The sequence below is a fragment of the Paenibacillus sp. OAE614 genome (assembly GCF_040546645.1).
In the GTDB taxonomy this organism is placed as follows: Bacteria; Bacillota; Bacilli; order Paenibacillales; family Paenibacillaceae; genus Paenibacillus_AQ; species Paenibacillus_AQ favisporus.
On the sequence record NZ_JBEPOD010000001.1, the window covers coordinates 4,577,250 to 4,590,422 of the forward strand.

Annotated in this window: 17 protein-coding genes and 5 tRNA genes; 8 read left to right on the forward strand and 14 right to left on the reverse strand. The window is 52.7% G+C overall.

The window, feature by feature from the left end:
* Positions 1-90: 90 nt before the first annotated feature.
* Positions 91-288, reverse strand: a complete 198-nt coding sequence (locus ABIE48_RS21120) for a hypothetical protein (protein WP_105444555.1) — start codon at positions 286-288, stop codon at positions 91-93.
* A gap of 167 nt (positions 289-455) precedes the next feature.
* Here ABIE48_RS21120 and ABIE48_RS21125 point away from each other — a divergent pair.
* The 5 genes from ABIE48_RS21125 (at position 456) to ABIE48_RS21145 (ending at position 2,037) form a co-directional block, all read left to right on the forward strand.
* A tRNA-Val gene (locus ABIE48_RS21125) sits at positions 456-528 on the forward strand.
* Positions 529-723: 195 nt separating this feature from the next.
* The gene (locus ABIE48_RS21130; protein ID WP_192715679.1) at positions 724-975 is read left to right on the forward strand and encodes a hypothetical protein; all 252 of its coding nucleotides are present in this window, start codon (positions 724-726) and stop codon (positions 973-975) included.
* A gap of 144 nt (positions 976-1,119) precedes the next feature.
* On the forward strand, positions 1,120-1,296 hold the full coding sequence (locus tag ABIE48_RS21135) for a YjfB family protein (RefSeq protein WP_105444553.1): 177 nt from the start codon (positions 1,120-1,122) through the stop codon (positions 1,294-1,296).
* A 203-nt stretch (positions 1,297-1,499) separates the two neighbouring features.
* Entirely contained in the window at positions 1,500-1,694 is a 195-nt protein-coding gene (locus ABIE48_RS21140) for a hypothetical protein (RefSeq protein WP_089548166.1), read from the forward strand.
* A 169-nt stretch (positions 1,695-1,863) separates the two neighbouring features.
* Entirely contained in the window at positions 1,864-2,037 is a 174-nt protein-coding gene (locus ABIE48_RS21145; protein ID WP_192715680.1) for a hypothetical protein, read from the forward strand.
* Between the two features lie 76 nt (positions 2,038-2,113).
* Here the strand turns inward: ABIE48_RS21145 and ABIE48_RS21150 are convergent, their stop codons facing one another.
* A complete protein-coding gene (locus ABIE48_RS21150) occupies positions 2,114-2,854 on the reverse strand; it encodes a glycerophosphodiester phosphodiesterase (protein ID WP_145023664.1) in 741 nt (246 codons plus the stop codon).
* Positions 2,855-3,026: 172 nt separating this feature from the next.
* On the opposite strand from ABIE48_RS21150, the gene ABIE48_RS21155 reads away from it, so the two are divergent.
* Positions 3,027-3,188, forward strand: coding sequence for a mechanosensitive ion channel protein MscL (locus ABIE48_RS21155; RefSeq protein WP_076169882.1), 162 nt, complete (start codon positions 3,027-3,029; stop codon positions 3,186-3,188).
* A 33-nt stretch (positions 3,189-3,221) separates the two neighbouring features.
* Here ABIE48_RS21155 and ABIE48_RS21160 read toward each other — a convergent pair whose 3' ends face one another.
* Positions 3,222-3,713 carry a hypothetical protein gene (locus ABIE48_RS21160; protein ID WP_145023662.1) on the reverse strand — a complete coding sequence of 164 codons (492 nt, stop codon included), beginning with the start codon at positions 3,711-3,713 and terminating at the stop codon, positions 3,222-3,224.
* 102 nt (positions 3,714-3,815) lie between these two features.
* On the reverse strand, positions 3,816-3,929 hold the full coding sequence (locus ABIE48_RS21165) for a sporulation protein YjcZ (RefSeq protein WP_084203873.1): 114 nt from the start codon (positions 3,927-3,929) through the stop codon (positions 3,816-3,818).
* Positions 3,930-4,142: 213 nt separating this feature from the next.
* On the opposite strand from ABIE48_RS21165, the gene ABIE48_RS21170 reads away from it, so the two are divergent.
* A complete protein-coding gene (locus ABIE48_RS21170) occupies positions 4,143-5,225 on the forward strand; it encodes an AI-2E family transporter (protein WP_192715681.1) in 1,083 nt (360 codons plus the stop codon).
* A 30-nt stretch (positions 5,226-5,255) separates the two neighbouring features.
* Here the strand turns inward: ABIE48_RS21170 and ABIE48_RS21175 are convergent, their stop codons facing one another.
* The 7 genes from ABIE48_RS21175 to ABIE48_RS21205 all read right to left on the reverse strand — a co-directional run bounded on the left by ABIE48_RS21175 (position 5,256) and on the right by ABIE48_RS21205 (position 7,344).
* On the reverse strand, positions 5,256-5,666 hold the full coding sequence (locus tag ABIE48_RS21175; protein WP_145023658.1) for a hypothetical protein: 411 nt from the start codon (positions 5,664-5,666) through the stop codon (positions 5,256-5,258).
* Positions 5,667-5,698: 32 nt separating this feature from the next.
* Positions 5,699-6,367, reverse strand: coding sequence for a uracil-DNA glycosylase (locus ABIE48_RS21180; protein ID WP_089550315.1), 669 nt, complete (start codon positions 6,365-6,367; stop codon positions 5,699-5,701).
* A gap of 163 nt (positions 6,368-6,530) precedes the next feature.
* Positions 6,531-6,616 (reverse strand) — tRNA-Leu (locus ABIE48_RS21185).
* A 152-nt stretch (positions 6,617-6,768) separates the two neighbouring features.
* Positions 6,769-6,854: transfer RNA gene (locus ABIE48_RS21190), tRNA-Leu, on the reverse strand.
* A gap of 25 nt (positions 6,855-6,879) precedes the next feature.
* Positions 6,880-6,956: transfer RNA gene (locus tag ABIE48_RS21195), tRNA-Ile, on the reverse strand.
* Between the two features lie 38 nt (positions 6,957-6,994).
* Positions 6,995-7,071: transfer RNA gene (locus ABIE48_RS21200), tRNA-Met, on the reverse strand.
* A 108-nt stretch (positions 7,072-7,179) separates the two neighbouring features.
* Positions 7,180-7,344, reverse strand: a complete 165-nt coding sequence (locus ABIE48_RS21205) for a hypothetical protein (RefSeq protein WP_163879495.1) — start codon at positions 7,342-7,344, stop codon at positions 7,180-7,182.
* A 211-nt stretch (positions 7,345-7,555) separates the two neighbouring features.
* Between ABIE48_RS21205 and ABIE48_RS21210 the strand changes: the two genes are divergently transcribed.
* The gene (locus ABIE48_RS21210; RefSeq protein WP_105444721.1) at positions 7,556-8,422 is read left to right on the forward strand and encodes a YitT family protein; all 867 of its coding nucleotides are present in this window, start codon (positions 7,556-7,558) and stop codon (positions 8,420-8,422) included.
* A gap of 140 nt (positions 8,423-8,562) precedes the next feature.
* On the opposite strand, the gene pyrE is transcribed toward ABIE48_RS21210, so the two are convergent.
* The 3 genes from pyrE to carB are packed head-to-tail and all read right to left on the reverse strand — an operon-like array spanning position 8,563 to position 13,172.
* A complete protein-coding gene (gene pyrE / locus ABIE48_RS21215) occupies positions 8,563-9,204 on the reverse strand; it encodes an orotate phosphoribosyltransferase (protein ID WP_192715682.1) in 642 nt (213 codons plus the stop codon).
* Positions 9,201-9,938 carry an orotidine-5'-phosphate decarboxylase gene (gene pyrF, locus ABIE48_RS21220; protein WP_145023654.1) on the reverse strand — a complete coding sequence of 246 codons (738 nt, stop codon included), beginning with the start codon at positions 9,936-9,938 and terminating at the stop codon, positions 9,201-9,203. The genes pyrE and pyrF overlap by 4 nt, the downstream gene beginning before the upstream one ends.
* A gap of 21 nt (positions 9,939-9,959) precedes the next feature.
* Positions 9,960-13,172 carry a carbamoyl-phosphate synthase large subunit gene (carB, locus tag ABIE48_RS21225; RefSeq protein WP_192715683.1) on the reverse strand — a complete coding sequence of 1,071 codons (3,213 nt, stop codon included), beginning with the start codon at positions 13,170-13,172 and terminating at the stop codon, positions 9,960-9,962.
* Position 13,173: the final 1 nt, after the last annotated feature.

Here is a 13,173-nt window from a genome sequence, read left to right on the forward strand (position 1 = left end):
CGAATCTCCGATGCAAATACTTTCTTATATCTAAAATAAAACAAGGGCCGGTGCAGTCGGAGCACGGACCCTATGTCTTGTTCAGGGGAATCAGGGCGGAGTAATAGGGCCCTTGGAATACACATCCTCGCTGACCGATTTGCCGTAAACGTCCAGCATAATCGGTGAGTCGGCCATTGTTGAACCGGGCTTGATCGGCTCCTGCGCATCCGAAAACTCACCCGCGGGGGAGCATCCGGCAAGCAGCAGGCACAGCCCTGCAGCGAGCAGCCCGCCTTTGTTCGGCATACCGTGCCACTCCTTCTGTTTCGAAATATACTTTAGTTTTCGCCCGTTTGGATAGCTTCTAATCATGAGCGGCAAACAAATTGTGCATGCCATTCACCGTGAGCAAAATAAAATGATTGACAGCTAACTACGGCGCTGTTATTATATTAAATGTATCTGACTTATAAGATCTGCTAGCTCAGCTGGGAGAGCACCATCTTGACAGGGTGGGGGTCAGTGGTTCGAGCCCACTGCAGATCATCTATAGAAACCCTTGAAGCTTAAGGCTTCAAGGGTTTTTTGTTATTTTCACACTTAGCTGCAGAAGTTTTGGCCTTGTCCCGTTAAGATAATCATCTATTTTGTTCTCACAGGGACCTCCGCCGTGTTTGCGAAGGAAACCGTTACATACGATATCTCAGGTTTCACATTTTCCAACAAAGGTGGGGTAACCTAATGGGTAAATTCTTTTTCCACGAACATGATCACCGTCGTCACTGTCATGTCCGTAAACCAAAACCAGTCGTACTCAAAAAAGAAATCAAGAAAACGATATTTGTCAAAGTGGACTGGGAACCTGTAATTAAAAAGGTTCACAAAGAAAAGCATGTTTCCTGCCATAAGATTCACAAACAGCACCACCACTTCAAAAAACGCCACCATAAAAGATGCCACTGTCGCGATCACTTCGGTGGAGACATGTATTAATTCCGGATTTTTCGGATGAAATCAGCATGACACCTCCCTGATCGCACGCCCGGGAACTTGGTTCCCGGGCGGCATCTATTTTATAAATCACACCGAACATCCGATAACATAGATGTTACCCATTTTACATAGAGGAGGCTTATGATGGATATCCCTGCTTTATCGATGGCCATGAGCCAGTCCCGGCTGGCACAAAATGTGAGCATTCAGGTGCTTAAAATCGCTAAGGATCAAGCCTCGCAGGACGGTCAATCCCTGGTCAAAATGCTGGATAGCAGCGCTGTACCCCATTTGGGAAACCGTCTAGACATCCGGATTTAGCTGCTCGGTTTTCTTTTCTGCCCCTCCAGACGGAGGGTTTTTTTATTTTTCAGCACATCCGTTCAAATTAAATTCATATTTTAGGTCCATATCCCCACCAATCAAACATTCGTTCTCTATCCAACAGACGAAAATTATCTTATGATAAAGATAGTTATTGATACAAAAGTCTTACCAGTATGTGGATACGGGAGAATAGTCTCATGGAAAAGGAAATTGAAATGGCGATCCGCCGCGGCCATCAATTATTCGTTCAAAATTTGGATGGCGAATCCATCACCGGCATCCCCGAGAAATCCGATGATCCGGGAACTTTAAAGATGCGGACGGTGTATGGCTCCATGTGGATTCCGCTGGATGAAGTCGGCCATCTGTCACGCCTCATTCATATTCGTTAATATTCGCTGCCCTGCCTGGGCGGCTTTATTTTTTTATATAACGATTAACCACCTTTCGGCTCGTAAGGTGCAGGAAAATGTGGTTCATCGGCGCTTGGAACGGTTTATCCTTACATATAAGGAACACACTATGGAAGTACCAACGATTCTATTGGAAGGACGTGTGGCGATGAATAAACCGAATGAAGAGGATCGTTTCCCCGGGGTCGACCCCATTCCGGATCCCGATCATGAAACGCCCTCATCCACGGACATGATTGAAGACGTGCTGGAAGAAGGGGCGCGGGAATTGAAGAAAGGTAAACATCCGTCGAACGGGAATTCACCGGATCATCAAGGGTGACGCGTTCCCTCACTGTTCTGGAGACTTTTCAGGCACAAAATAACCCGATGCCGCCCTGGCATCGGGTTATCGGTGTTTAAGATCGCACAGAAGCGCTCAGCAGCGCCGCCAGCTTATCCGGGTAGTCGGTGATGATCCCCGCTGCCCCTGCGTCGATAAGACGCTGCATTTCCTCTTCTTCGTTGACCGTCCATGGGTGGTATACCTTACCGGCCGCCTTCGCTCCCGCCACAAATTCAGGCAGCACCGCAAAATGGTAGGCGTGCAGGGCGTCGGCTTCAACGCTGCGGGCATACTCCCACGGCTCATACAGTCCCTCCATGTACAAAATGCCGGTGCGGATTTCAGGCGCGAGCTGCTTGCAGAGCCGCAGGGAATAGTGATTGAAGCTTGAGATGACGATCCGCTCGCTCAGGTTATAGCTTCTTACCATGTCGATGACCTTTTCCTCAAGCCCTGCATAAGGTACCTTCGTATTTTTCAACTCGATGTTGACAACGGTCCCGGTGTCCTGAACCAGCTCCAGCAGCTCTTCCAGCAGTGGAAGGCGCTCCTCCGCAAAATCGGGATGGAACCAGCTGCCGGCGTCCAGCTTCCTCAGATCTTCCAGGTCATGGTCTTTGACCCACCCGCTCCCGTTTGTCGTCCGGGACAACGTTTCGTCGTGAATCAGGACAAGCCGGCCGTCCCGGGTTAACTGAACATCGGTTTCAATCCCTGTGGCACCAAGCTCCAAACTGCGGGCAAAAGCGGCCATCGTATTTTCCGGACATACCGCAGATGCGCCACGGTGGGCAAAATTAATAATCGAATCCAACTTCTCTCAACCTCCCGACTGGTATTCTCGCAAACCTTACAACTTATCGTACCCGTCTTATGTAATGCGAGTATAAACCGTAGAGTTTACAAACCGCTCCATCCAAATTGATTCCTCTCTGATGGTTGTATTTTATCATGGATTTATCCCGCATATAAGGAGGTATTCGTTCATGATCGTGTTTGACGTCATCGTCCACGGAGAAGTCAAAGAAACCATCCGGCCGGCCACCCAGCGGCTGCAGCACATCCTCGCCTACGTCACCGAAGAGGCCAAGATCCTCAGCAAAAAATACGGAACGGCCGTTAACTTAAGCCGGAGAATCATTTATTGACCGGAAGGGGATCGGTACTCGATCGCCTTTTTTTTATGTCGATACACGCTTTTTATTTCTCGTCTCGACGCAACGATGGGCCTCAAGAACATGCTGCGCCTCGATGCTTCGCTCCTTACTGCATTCCACAATGACCATAAAATGCCCCTGAATCAGCAGCTTCTCATAGTTTTCTGCATCCCCTTCGGGGACGCCAATCCCCACCAGACTGACAATCAGCCCGTCGCTCTTCCCGCCGACTTCCGCCCCCCCAAGTTTGGCCGCTGCCGGCCCCGATGCCCAGGTGACTTGATCCCGCAGCGTCAGGCTGGAGGTTAAATCCCGGATTTCGCCGAACAACCCGCTGGTACCATGCCTGGACACGGGTTCTTTCAAGCCGGTATCCCGGCATACGATAGATAACTGTCTCTTGTCAAGGGCAAGCAGCGACACGTCCTTTTTGTCAAAATGACGCTCCCAAAGCGCGCTGACCGCCAGCGCCGTATCCTGTCTCGTCCGGAACAATGCGATCACGAGTTGGTTCATCCTCAATCCCTCCCAGGTTAAATGACTGTATGTAATTAGGTAAACTAACGCGGGCATAAAAAAACATCCCGGCAAGATACCGCCAGGATGTTGTGTTCCGCCTTAACAAAAACAGGAGCTCAAAATAATGACCAAAAGGATGAAGAGAACCAGGATCGCTCCCGTCGATTTGAAGACTCCGCCTGGATAACCAACGCCGCCTACGACTCCGCTCATAGGTTTGAACCTCCTTTTTCATGGGGTCAACCTATATTATGTAGTTCACCTGCGGTTTGACTGTACGAATACCCGGATTGCCTCAAACGGTTACCGCTTCCAGAAGCGATGGCAGGAGCTCCCTGAATCATCCTTATGACATTTGGTTAATGGGTTGTAAAAGAGGAAACAGACCGTTACATAGGCTGGTCCATGAAGGCTGGGGGGATTTGATTGCTGCAGAGCAAATATTTTCGTACATGTCTGGGTATCATCGCGGCGCTTTTAATTATTTATTTGGGTGCCAAAGTAAAGTTTATTTTCAATCCGATCGTGCTGCTGTTCAAGCTGCTGCTGGTCCCGGTGATGCTGGCCGGTTTCATGTATTATTTGCTGAGGCCTATCGTGAATTACTTGGAAAAGCACCACTGGAAAAGGTCGCTTTCGATTTTGTCGATCTACCTCGTGTTCGTTGGTCTGATCGCCCTGTTTTCGGTGCTGGTATGGCCAACGCTGCGCGAGCAGGTGATCACTTTTGCCGAAAACGCGCCTTATTTCGTGGAAGATTTGCAGAAGCAGTTTGAGGCTCTTCAGAAAAACAGCTTTTTCGCCAAGGCGCTGCCAAGCGAGTCGGAAATTTATGCCCGCGTGAGTGAATACCTCAACGGGCTGATTATGGCCGTAACAGATTCGATCTCCAATTTTATATCCGTCGTATCCAATGTCGTGGTCATTATCGCCACCGTTCCGATTGTGCTGTATTACATGCTGAAAGAGAGCAGCAAGCTTCCGCCTAAAATTTTGCACATACTTCCGCGGAAATACCGGAAGGAAGGGAAAGAAGCGCTGCGGGAAATCGATACGGCGCTCAGCAACTTTATCGTCGGCAGGGTCGTGCTGAATCTCATTCTAGGCGTGCTGATGTACATCGGCTTCCTCATTATCGGGCTTCCATACTCTCTGCTGCTCGCGCTGATCTCAATCGTCCTGAACCTGATTCCTTACGTAGGTGCGATCATCGCTGCCATTCCGGTCGTCATCATCGGTTTTATCGATTCGCCTACCGTCGCCGTATGGTCGCTCGTCGTGATCATCGTCTCCCAGCAGATCCAGGATAATCTGCTGACGCCGATTATTTACGGCAAGCAGCTGGACATTCATCCGATGACGGCCATCGTCCTGCTGCTGATCGGCGGAGACGTATCCGGGATCGTCGGCGTCATTTTGGCCATTCCCGTCTATATGATCGCCAAGATTATTATCGTCAGGGGGTATGGGCTGTTTTTGGCGGAAAAGGTAGATGACATGAAAGAGTGAGGAAAAAAAGCATGCCGCAAGACGAATGTCTCACAGCATGCCCCGCAATGACCGGACAACGCAAGTGCACTCCGCTTTCCGAAAAGTCCGGCCGTCCGACAGGGTCACCGTCTCCGCATTATGCGAGCTCAGGGTGGCCCTGTATGCTTCCAGACGGTCCTTCCGCCAGATCATGACCTCGGACCCGAACAACACGGCGTTATCGAACTGCCGTTTGTCCTTCATGATATATCCGACCGAATGAGGCACGGCGTCAGGGGCATTTTTCCCTTCGGGAAGAAGCCGGATCGTACAAACCTCGCCAAACGGCAGCTTCAGGTCGTGCGGCCCGAGCACGAGCCATTCGTTATGTTCATCCCACTTGCGAAGCGTCCCCTTGACCCGGGAATGCAGCTTGTCATTGCACAGGATGGTAACCCGCCTGCCGATCCAGTTCTTCATGGCCCTTTCGCCTCCTTTCGCATTAAAATGAGTTACCTGTCAGGAATCGCCCAATCGACCGGCTTGATCCCATGGGCTGCTAAAAACGCGTTGGCTTTTGAAAACGGCCTGCTTCCAAAAAAACCGCGGTGCACCGACAGCGGACTCGGGTGAACCGACTGGATCACCAGATGCTTTTTCCGATCGATAAAAGCTCCTTTTTTCTGGGCATGGCTTCCCCATAGAATGAACACGACCGGCTTATCCCGCTCATTCAGCTTCTCAATGACAGCATCGGTAAATCGCTCCCATCCTAATCCTTTATGCGAATTAGCCTCGCCATCCCGGACGGTCAGCACCGTATTGAGCAGCAGCACCCCTTGCTCGGCCCAATGCACCAGCGTTCCATGGTTTGGAATCGGCACGCCCAAATCGCTGTGCAGCTCTTTGTAAATGTTCACGAGGGAAGGCGGAATCCGCACGCCGGGTTTGACCGAAAAGCTAAGACCGTGGGCCTGTCCGGGTCCATGATAAGGATCCTGTCCCAAAATGACCACTTTGGTATCCTCGTATGGGGTCAGCTTGAGCGCTTTAAAGAGGTCCTCTTTCGGCGGGTACACTTTGTGAAGCTTGTATTCCTTGGCCAGCTTATAACGGAGTTCCTGAAAATAGTCCTTTTCGGTTTCTTCCTTCAGCTGCTCGTCCCAATCGTTATTAAATATCATGAAGCATTTCTCCTCTCTCGTAAATATATAAACCTATTTTTATAGAAAAACGTCTACCGACGCACAATCAATGAAAGTCAGACCGCATTGAACGGCAGCTAAAAAAATAAGCCGGCCCCGATCCGGACCAGCTTACCCTGTTCATCTTGTTCCAATCCAATGCCGAGAACCGGGCTCGAACCGGTACGGTAGTCACCTACCGCAGGATTTTAAGTCCTGTGCGTCTGCCAATTCCGCCATCCCGGCTTGTCTATCACTTTTGTGACGACAAAATTTAATATAACATGTTTGGCCTATACCGGCAATCCTTTAATTCCCATTCCTTTTACCGGCCATGAGCACAAAAAAACCGGCTCAGTCAAAGACTGAACCGGCTTCCTTCGAATGGTTTACCTGTATGCCGAGGACCGGGCTCGAACCGGTACGGTAGTCACCTACCGCAGGATTTTAAGTCCTGTGCGTCTGCCAATTCCGCCACCCCGGCATGCTGTTTCTTGCATATTGCTATATGGTGGGCCCTGAGGGACTCGAACCCCCGACCAGTCGGTTATGAGCCGACCGCTCTAACCAACTGAGCTAAGGGCCCTGATCAAGTATATACCGTACAGATAATGGCTGTTAAATTGGTTGCGGGGGCAGGATTTGAACCTGCGGCCTTCGGGTTATGAGCCCGACGAGCTACCGGACTGCTCCACCCCGCGTCATTAACCATATCAAATAGCGACAAGAATTAATATACAGCATATGTACCCACTGCGTCAAGTATTTATTTATGGAATTGGTGTTAGGACAACGTGGAGCCTGCCATGTCACGGCAAAAAGCGGACACCGTACCTGCCTCTCCTTGAACGGAAAATTTCAACGAGCCGCGGCTCTTCATAGCCGTAAATCCAGCTGTCCTGCTCCAGCCTCTTCGCCAGGCACCCTGCCTGGAACTTCGTCCGGTAGAGCTTGCCGAAATACACCCACCGCATTGCTGCTAACCCTCCTTTCATAGATGAGCTGTTTTGATGCCTATTGTTGCCGCAAACGCGATGGTTCATTCATAGCAGCCGAAATCTCGGCTAGTAAAATGTCGAAAACGTTCGAAAAAAAGCGAGATTGCTTTGTGCTGAGCGGAAAAATCGTTTATACTGATAACTAAGTTGTTTAACATTTTAATTTTCAGGAAAGCGGGGAATGTCCATGGCAAAAACACATAAAAAGCTGTCTTTTGCGGATCTGGTCAAAAAATTTGTATTTATTACGGTGGGGGCCGTGCTTATGGCCGTTGCGCTCGAGGTATTTCTGGTTCCCAATGAAATCATCGATGGCGGCATCACCGGGATTTCGATCGTCTTATCCAAAGTAACGACCTTTCCGCTCGGTATTTTTCTGTTTATTATCAACCTCCCCTTTTTATTTCTGGGATACAAGCAGATCGGAAAAACGTTCGCCTTTTCTACCCTTTACGGCATCGCCGTGATGTCAGTAACGACGCAGCTGCTGCATCATGTCAGTCCTTTTACCAATGAGAAAATATTAGCAGTCCTGTTCGGCGGCCTTATTCTCGGCCTTGGCGTCGGACTCGTCATCCGTTTCGGCGGCTCGCTCGACGGAACCGAAATTGTCGCGATTCTGCTGTCTAAAAGGCTCCGCATGCCGGTCGGCCAAATCATCATGATCATGAACGTCTTCATTTTCATTGTTGCCGGATTCGTTTTCGGTTGGGATTCCGCGATGTACTCCATATTTACATACTATATGGCCTCCAAAGTGATGGATATCGTGGTCGAGGGCTTGAACGAGTCCAAGTCGGTCACCATCATCTCGAACGAATACGAGGAAATTTCCCAAACGATTCAGGATCGGCTGGGACGCAGCACGACCTTCATGTACGCCAGAGGCGGCTACTCGAAGGAAGATACACAAGTCATCTATTGCGTCGTCACCCGGCTTGAGCTGGCCAAACTGAAGGCGCTCGTGCAGGAGATCGATCCCAAAGCCTTTATTGCCATTGAGCATGTGTCCGATGTGCTCGGCGGCAATTTTGAGAAAAATGCCATCCACTAAATCATTTGAAACCTCAAGCTTAAGGTTTACAGCAAGGTCGATCATCCGTGTAAACAACTTAAAAAGGCAGCCCTTAGGGCTGCCTTTGCTGTATCATTTTATAAATCCATTTGAGAAAAATTCACACAAGCGTCGTCTTCTTAGTTTCCGAACGATGACGGATCTTCTCTCCACGCTTTGAGCGCTTCGACGTCCTCCTGCTGAATGGTTCCCTGTTCCAGGGCCACTTCCATCAGCGCTGCATAGTTGGACAACGTCTGCAGCGGAATCCCCGCTTCGGCAAAGGCTTGTACCCCTTTATCGAGCTGATAGCTGAAGATGGCGAGCACGGCGAGCGGCTCGGCACCGGCTTCCTTCACGGCTACCGCCGCTTTGAGCGAGCTGCCGCCGGTCGAGATCAAGTCTTCGATGACGACAACTTTTTGCCCCGGCTTGATGATGCCCTCGATCAGGTTCTCCTTGCCGTGCCCCTTCGCTTTATCGCGGATATAGGCCATCGGCAGATTCAGCTTCTGGGCAACCCACGCCGCATGAGGGATACCGGCCGTCGCCGTTCCCGCAATGACTTCCGCGTCCGGATACTGCGCCCGGATGATCGCAGCGAACGATTCGGCGATAAGCTCGCGGATTTCAGGGTAAGACATCGTCAGACGGTTATCGCAGTAGATAGGCGACTTGATGCCCGAAGTCCAAGTGAACGGCTGTTTCGGCCGGAGCGCCACCGCTCCGATCTCAAGCAAATGGGATGCGATACGTGCTGGAATTTCTGCTAGGGTAGTCAAGCTTCGATCATCTCCTTGATAATGTGTTCGGCAGCTTCACGCGGGTTTTCCGCCGCCGTAATCGGACGCCCGACGACGATGTAATGGCTGCCTTGGCGAATGGCTTCGCCCGGCGTCAGGACGCGCGCCTGGTCGCCTGTTGCGGAGCCCGCAGGCCGGATACCCGGCGTAACGGTGATAAATTGCTGGCCGCAAGCCTCGCGGATCAGCGCCGATTCCTGGGCTGAGGCGACTACGCCGTCTAGTCCGGCCGACTGCGTCAGCTTGGCGTAGTGCACCACTGCGTCCTGAACGCTGCCCTGAATGCCGATCTCGCTGTTAAGCGTCTCCTGGCTGGTGCTGGTCAGCTGGGTGACCGCAATGATGAGCGGCCTGCTCAGCCCTGGATCGGCCGCAAGCGCGGATTCGGCTCCATCGAGCGCGGCTTTCATCATCGCCGTACCTCCGGCAGCATGGACGTTAAACATGTCCACACCAAGACGGGTGATGCTCTCTGCGCCACCCCTTACTGTGTTGGGTATGTCATGCATTTTCAGATCAAGAAATACGCTGTAGCCTTTTGACTTCAATTCCCGCACAAAAGCAGGCCCTGCAGCATAGTACAGCTGCATGCCCACCTTCAAGTAGCAGGGAATCCCTTCAAGTTCGCGGACCAGCGCGGATGCCGCTTCGGCATCCGGGTAGTCCAGGGCCACGATCAAGCGGCCCGCCATTTCTGTATACTTATCATTCATACTTCTAGTATTTCCCCCTTCTCAGTTCGCAAAAGCCGGCATGGCCTGCGAAGAGAAGTTGAGGGTATCCAGCATATTCATCAGCGCTCTCACCGTGTCCAGCGAGGTCATGCAGACTACGCCGTTCTCTACCGCTTCCCGGCGGATACGGAATCCGTCGCGCTGCGGCGTTTTCCCTTTGGTCAGGGTGTTGAATACGAACTGCGCTTCACCACCCCGGATCAGATCCAGGATGTTCGGTGTGCCGTCGCTGAGCTTCTGCACGGTCGTTACGTTGAGTCCGGCTTCGTTCAAAGCTTGAGCCGTACCTTCGGTTGCATAGATCTTGTAACCAAGGCGCTTGTAGCCCTTCATGAGCTCCACAGCTTCTTCCTTATCCTTGTCGGCCACGGTAACGATGATTGCACCCGATGCCGGAATTTTCATGCCTGCGCCGATCAAGCCTTTGTACAGCGCTTTGGCGTACTGCAGGTCGCGTCCCATAACTTCGCCGGTCGACTTCATTTCCGGTCCGAGTGTCGGCTCGACTCTGCGCAGCTTCGCGAAGGAGAACACCGGCACTTTGACGGAAACGTAGTCGCTTTCCGGCCAGAGGCCTTCCTTGTAGCCTGCGTCCTTCAGCTTGCGGCCGAGAATGGCCTGCGTGGCCAGGTTCGCCATCGGAATCGTCGTCACTTTGCTCAGGAACGGTACCGTCCGGGAAGAGCGCGGGTTTACCTCGATGACATACACTTCGTCGTTGTAAATGACAAACTGGATGTTGACCAGGCCGATCGTTTTCAGTTCCTTCGCAATCCGCGTCGTGATGGACACGATCTTCTCCTTCAGATGCTCCTCCAGGTGCTGCGGCGGATATACCGCGATAGAGTCGCCGGAGTGCACGCCTGCGCGCTCGATATGCTCCATGATGCCCGGGATGACCACGGTTTCGCCGTCGCAGATCGCGTCGACTTCCACCTCTTTACCCAGCATGTAGCGGTCGATCAGGACCGGATGCTCCGGATTGATTTTTACAGCCTGCTCCATATAGCTCAGCAGCTCGTCATCGGAGTAGACGATTTCCATCGCGCGCCCGCCAAGGACGTAGGATGGACGGACCAGCACCGGATAGCCTAGCGATTGGGCCGTGTCTACGGCTTCGTCGACCGATGTAACTGTGCTGCCCTTCGGCTGGGCGATTTGCAGTCTCGAGAGCAGCGCCTCGAACTTCTTGCGATCCTCCGCCTCGTCGATGCTTTCGAGGCTGGTGCCGAGAATGTTCACGCCCGCTCTGCTCAGCGGTCCGGCCAGGTTGATGGCCGTTTGGCCGCCGAACTGCACGATGACGCCGATCGGCTTCTCCTGCTCGATAACGTTCATGACGTCCTCGAAGAACAGCGGCTCGAAGTACAGGCGGTCCGACGTGTTGAAGTCCGTGGATACCGTTTCCGGGTTATTGTTGATGATAACCGCTTCGTATCCGGCCTTCTGAATCGCCCACACGGCGTGTACGGTCGAGTAGTCGAACTCGATGCCTTGGCCGATCCGGATCGGTCCGGATCCCAGCACGACCACTTTCTCCTTGTTGGACGGCGTTACTTCGTTCTCCGTCTCGTAGGTCGAGTAGTAGTATGGCGTTGTCGCTTCGAATTCGGCCGCGCAGGTGTCAACCATTTTGTAGACCGGACGCAGACTGTTCGAGAGGCGGAACTCGCGAACTTCCGTCTCCGTCGTCAGGCTTCCGGCCTGGCTCTGGCTGCGGATCTCGGCAATCGCCCGGTCGGTGAAACCGCGGCGTTTCGCCAGGTACAGCGTGTCATAAGAAAGCGTGTCTTCCTGAAGCTGCTCTTCGAACGCGATCAGCCCCTGGATTTTATCGAGGAACCACCAGTCGATCTTGGTCAGGTCCTGAACTTCCTGCAAGCCGTAGCCGCGGCGGAACGCTTCCGCGATCAGGAAGATCCGCTCGTCATCGGCTTTGATGAGGCGCTCGCGGAGCACTTCCTCGCTCAGCTCTTCCGTACCTTTCAGATAGAAGCGGTGCACTCCGATTTCCAGGGAGCGGATCGCTTTATGGATCGATTCCTCGAACGTGCGGCCGATAGCCATAACTTCGCCGGTCGCTTTCATTTGCGTGCCCAGCTTGCGGTTCGCCTGCACGAATTTATCGAACGGCCAGCGCGGAATTTTGCTGACGATGTAGTCCAGCGTCGGCTCGAAGCAAGCGTAAGTCTGCCCGGTCACCGGGTTGACGATTTCGTCCAGGGTGTAGCCGAGGGCGATCTTTGCCGCCATCTTGGCGATCGGGTACCCGGTCGCTTTGGAAGCGAGCGCCGAAGAGCGGCTGACGCGAGGGTTAACCTCGATGACATAGTATTGGTAGCTGTGCGGATCCAGCGCGAACTGCACGTTGCATCCGCCTTCGATGTTCAGCGCGCGGATAATTTTCAGCGACGCCGATCTCAGCATTTGGTATTCACGGTCTGAGAGCGTCTGGGACGGGGCTACGACGATACTGTCCCCGGTGTGAACGCCGACCGGATCAAAGTTCTCCATGTTACATACGACGATGCAGTTGTCATTGGCATCGCGCATGACTTCGTATTCGACTTCCTTCATACCCGCGATGCTCTTCTCGATCAGGCACTGGCCGATCGGGCTGTAACGGATACCAGAACTTACCGTCTCACGCAGTTCTTCTTCATTCGCGCAGATGCCGCCGCCGGTTCCGCCGAGCGTGTACGCCGGACGGACGATCAGCGGGTAGCCGATCTCTTCGGCGAAGTCGAGCGCTTCTTCCAGGGTTGTGACGATCGTGCTTTCCGGTACCGGCTGTTCCAGCTCGCGCATCAGTTCGCGGAACAGGTCGCGGTCTTCGGCTTTTTCGATCGAATGAAGCTGGGTGCCCAGCAGTTTAACGTTTTCCTGCTCCAGCACGCCTGCTCTCGCCAGTTCCACCGCCATGTTAAGGCCGGTCTGGCCGCCGAGCGTCGGCAGCAGTCCGTCCGGGCGCTCCTGGCGGATGACCTGGGTTACAAAGTCCAGGGTGATCGGCTCGATGTATACTTTATCCGCCGTGTTCGTGTCGGTCATGATGGTCGCCGGGTTGCTGTTGATCAGGACAACCTCGACGCCTTCCTCTTTCAGTGCTTCGCATGCCTGCGTGCCCGCATAGTCGAACTCAGCCGCCTGGCCGATGACGATCGGTCCAGAACCGATAACGAGGATTTTCTTAAGCTGTTTATTGATAGGCATA

Coding starts and splice junctions, on each gene's coding strand:
- ABIE48_RS21120 (WP_105444555.1), bottom strand. CDS start 288: ATGCCGAACAAAGGCGGGCTGCTCGCTGCAGGGCTGTGCCTGCTGCTT.
- ABIE48_RS21130 (WP_192715679.1), top strand. CDS start 724: ATGGGTAAATTCTTTTTCCACGAACATGATCACCGTCGTCACTGTCAT.
- ABIE48_RS21135 (WP_105444553.1), top strand. CDS start 1,120: ATGGATATCCCTGCTTTATCGATGGCCATGAGCCAGTCCCGGCTGGCA.
- ABIE48_RS21140 (WP_089548166.1), top strand. CDS start 1,500: ATGGAAAAGGAAATTGAAATGGCGATCCGCCGCGGCCATCAATTATTC.
- ABIE48_RS21145 (WP_192715680.1), top strand. CDS start 1,864: ATGAATAAACCGAATGAAGAGGATCGTTTCCCCGGGGTCGACCCCATT.
- ABIE48_RS21155 (WP_076169882.1), top strand. CDS start 3,027: ATGATCGTGTTTGACGTCATCGTCCACGGAGAAGTCAAAGAAACCATC.
- ABIE48_RS21160 (WP_145023662.1), bottom strand. CDS start 3,713: ATGAACCAACTCGTGATCGCATTGTTCCGGACGAGACAGGATACGGCG.
- ABIE48_RS21165 (WP_084203873.1), bottom strand. CDS start 3,929: ATGAGCGGAGTCGTAGGCGGCGTTGGTTATCCAGGCGGAGTCTTCAAA.
- ABIE48_RS21175 (WP_145023658.1), bottom strand. CDS start 5,666: ATGAAGAACTGGATCGGCAGGCGGGTTACCATCCTGTGCAATGACAAG.
- ABIE48_RS21205 (WP_163879495.1), bottom strand. CDS start 7,344: ATGCGGTGGGTGTATTTCGGCAAGCTCTACCGGACGAAGTTCCAGGCA.
- ABIE48_RS21210 (WP_105444721.1), top strand. CDS start 7,556: ATGGCAAAAACACATAAAAAGCTGTCTTTTGCGGATCTGGTCAAAAAA.
- pyrF (WP_145023654.1), bottom strand. CDS start 9,938: ATGAATGATAAGTATACAGAAATGGCGGGCCGCTTGATCGTGGCCCTG.
- carB (WP_192715683.1), bottom strand. CDS start 13,172: ATGCCTATCAATAAACAGCTTAAGAAAATCCTCGTTATCGGTTCTGGA.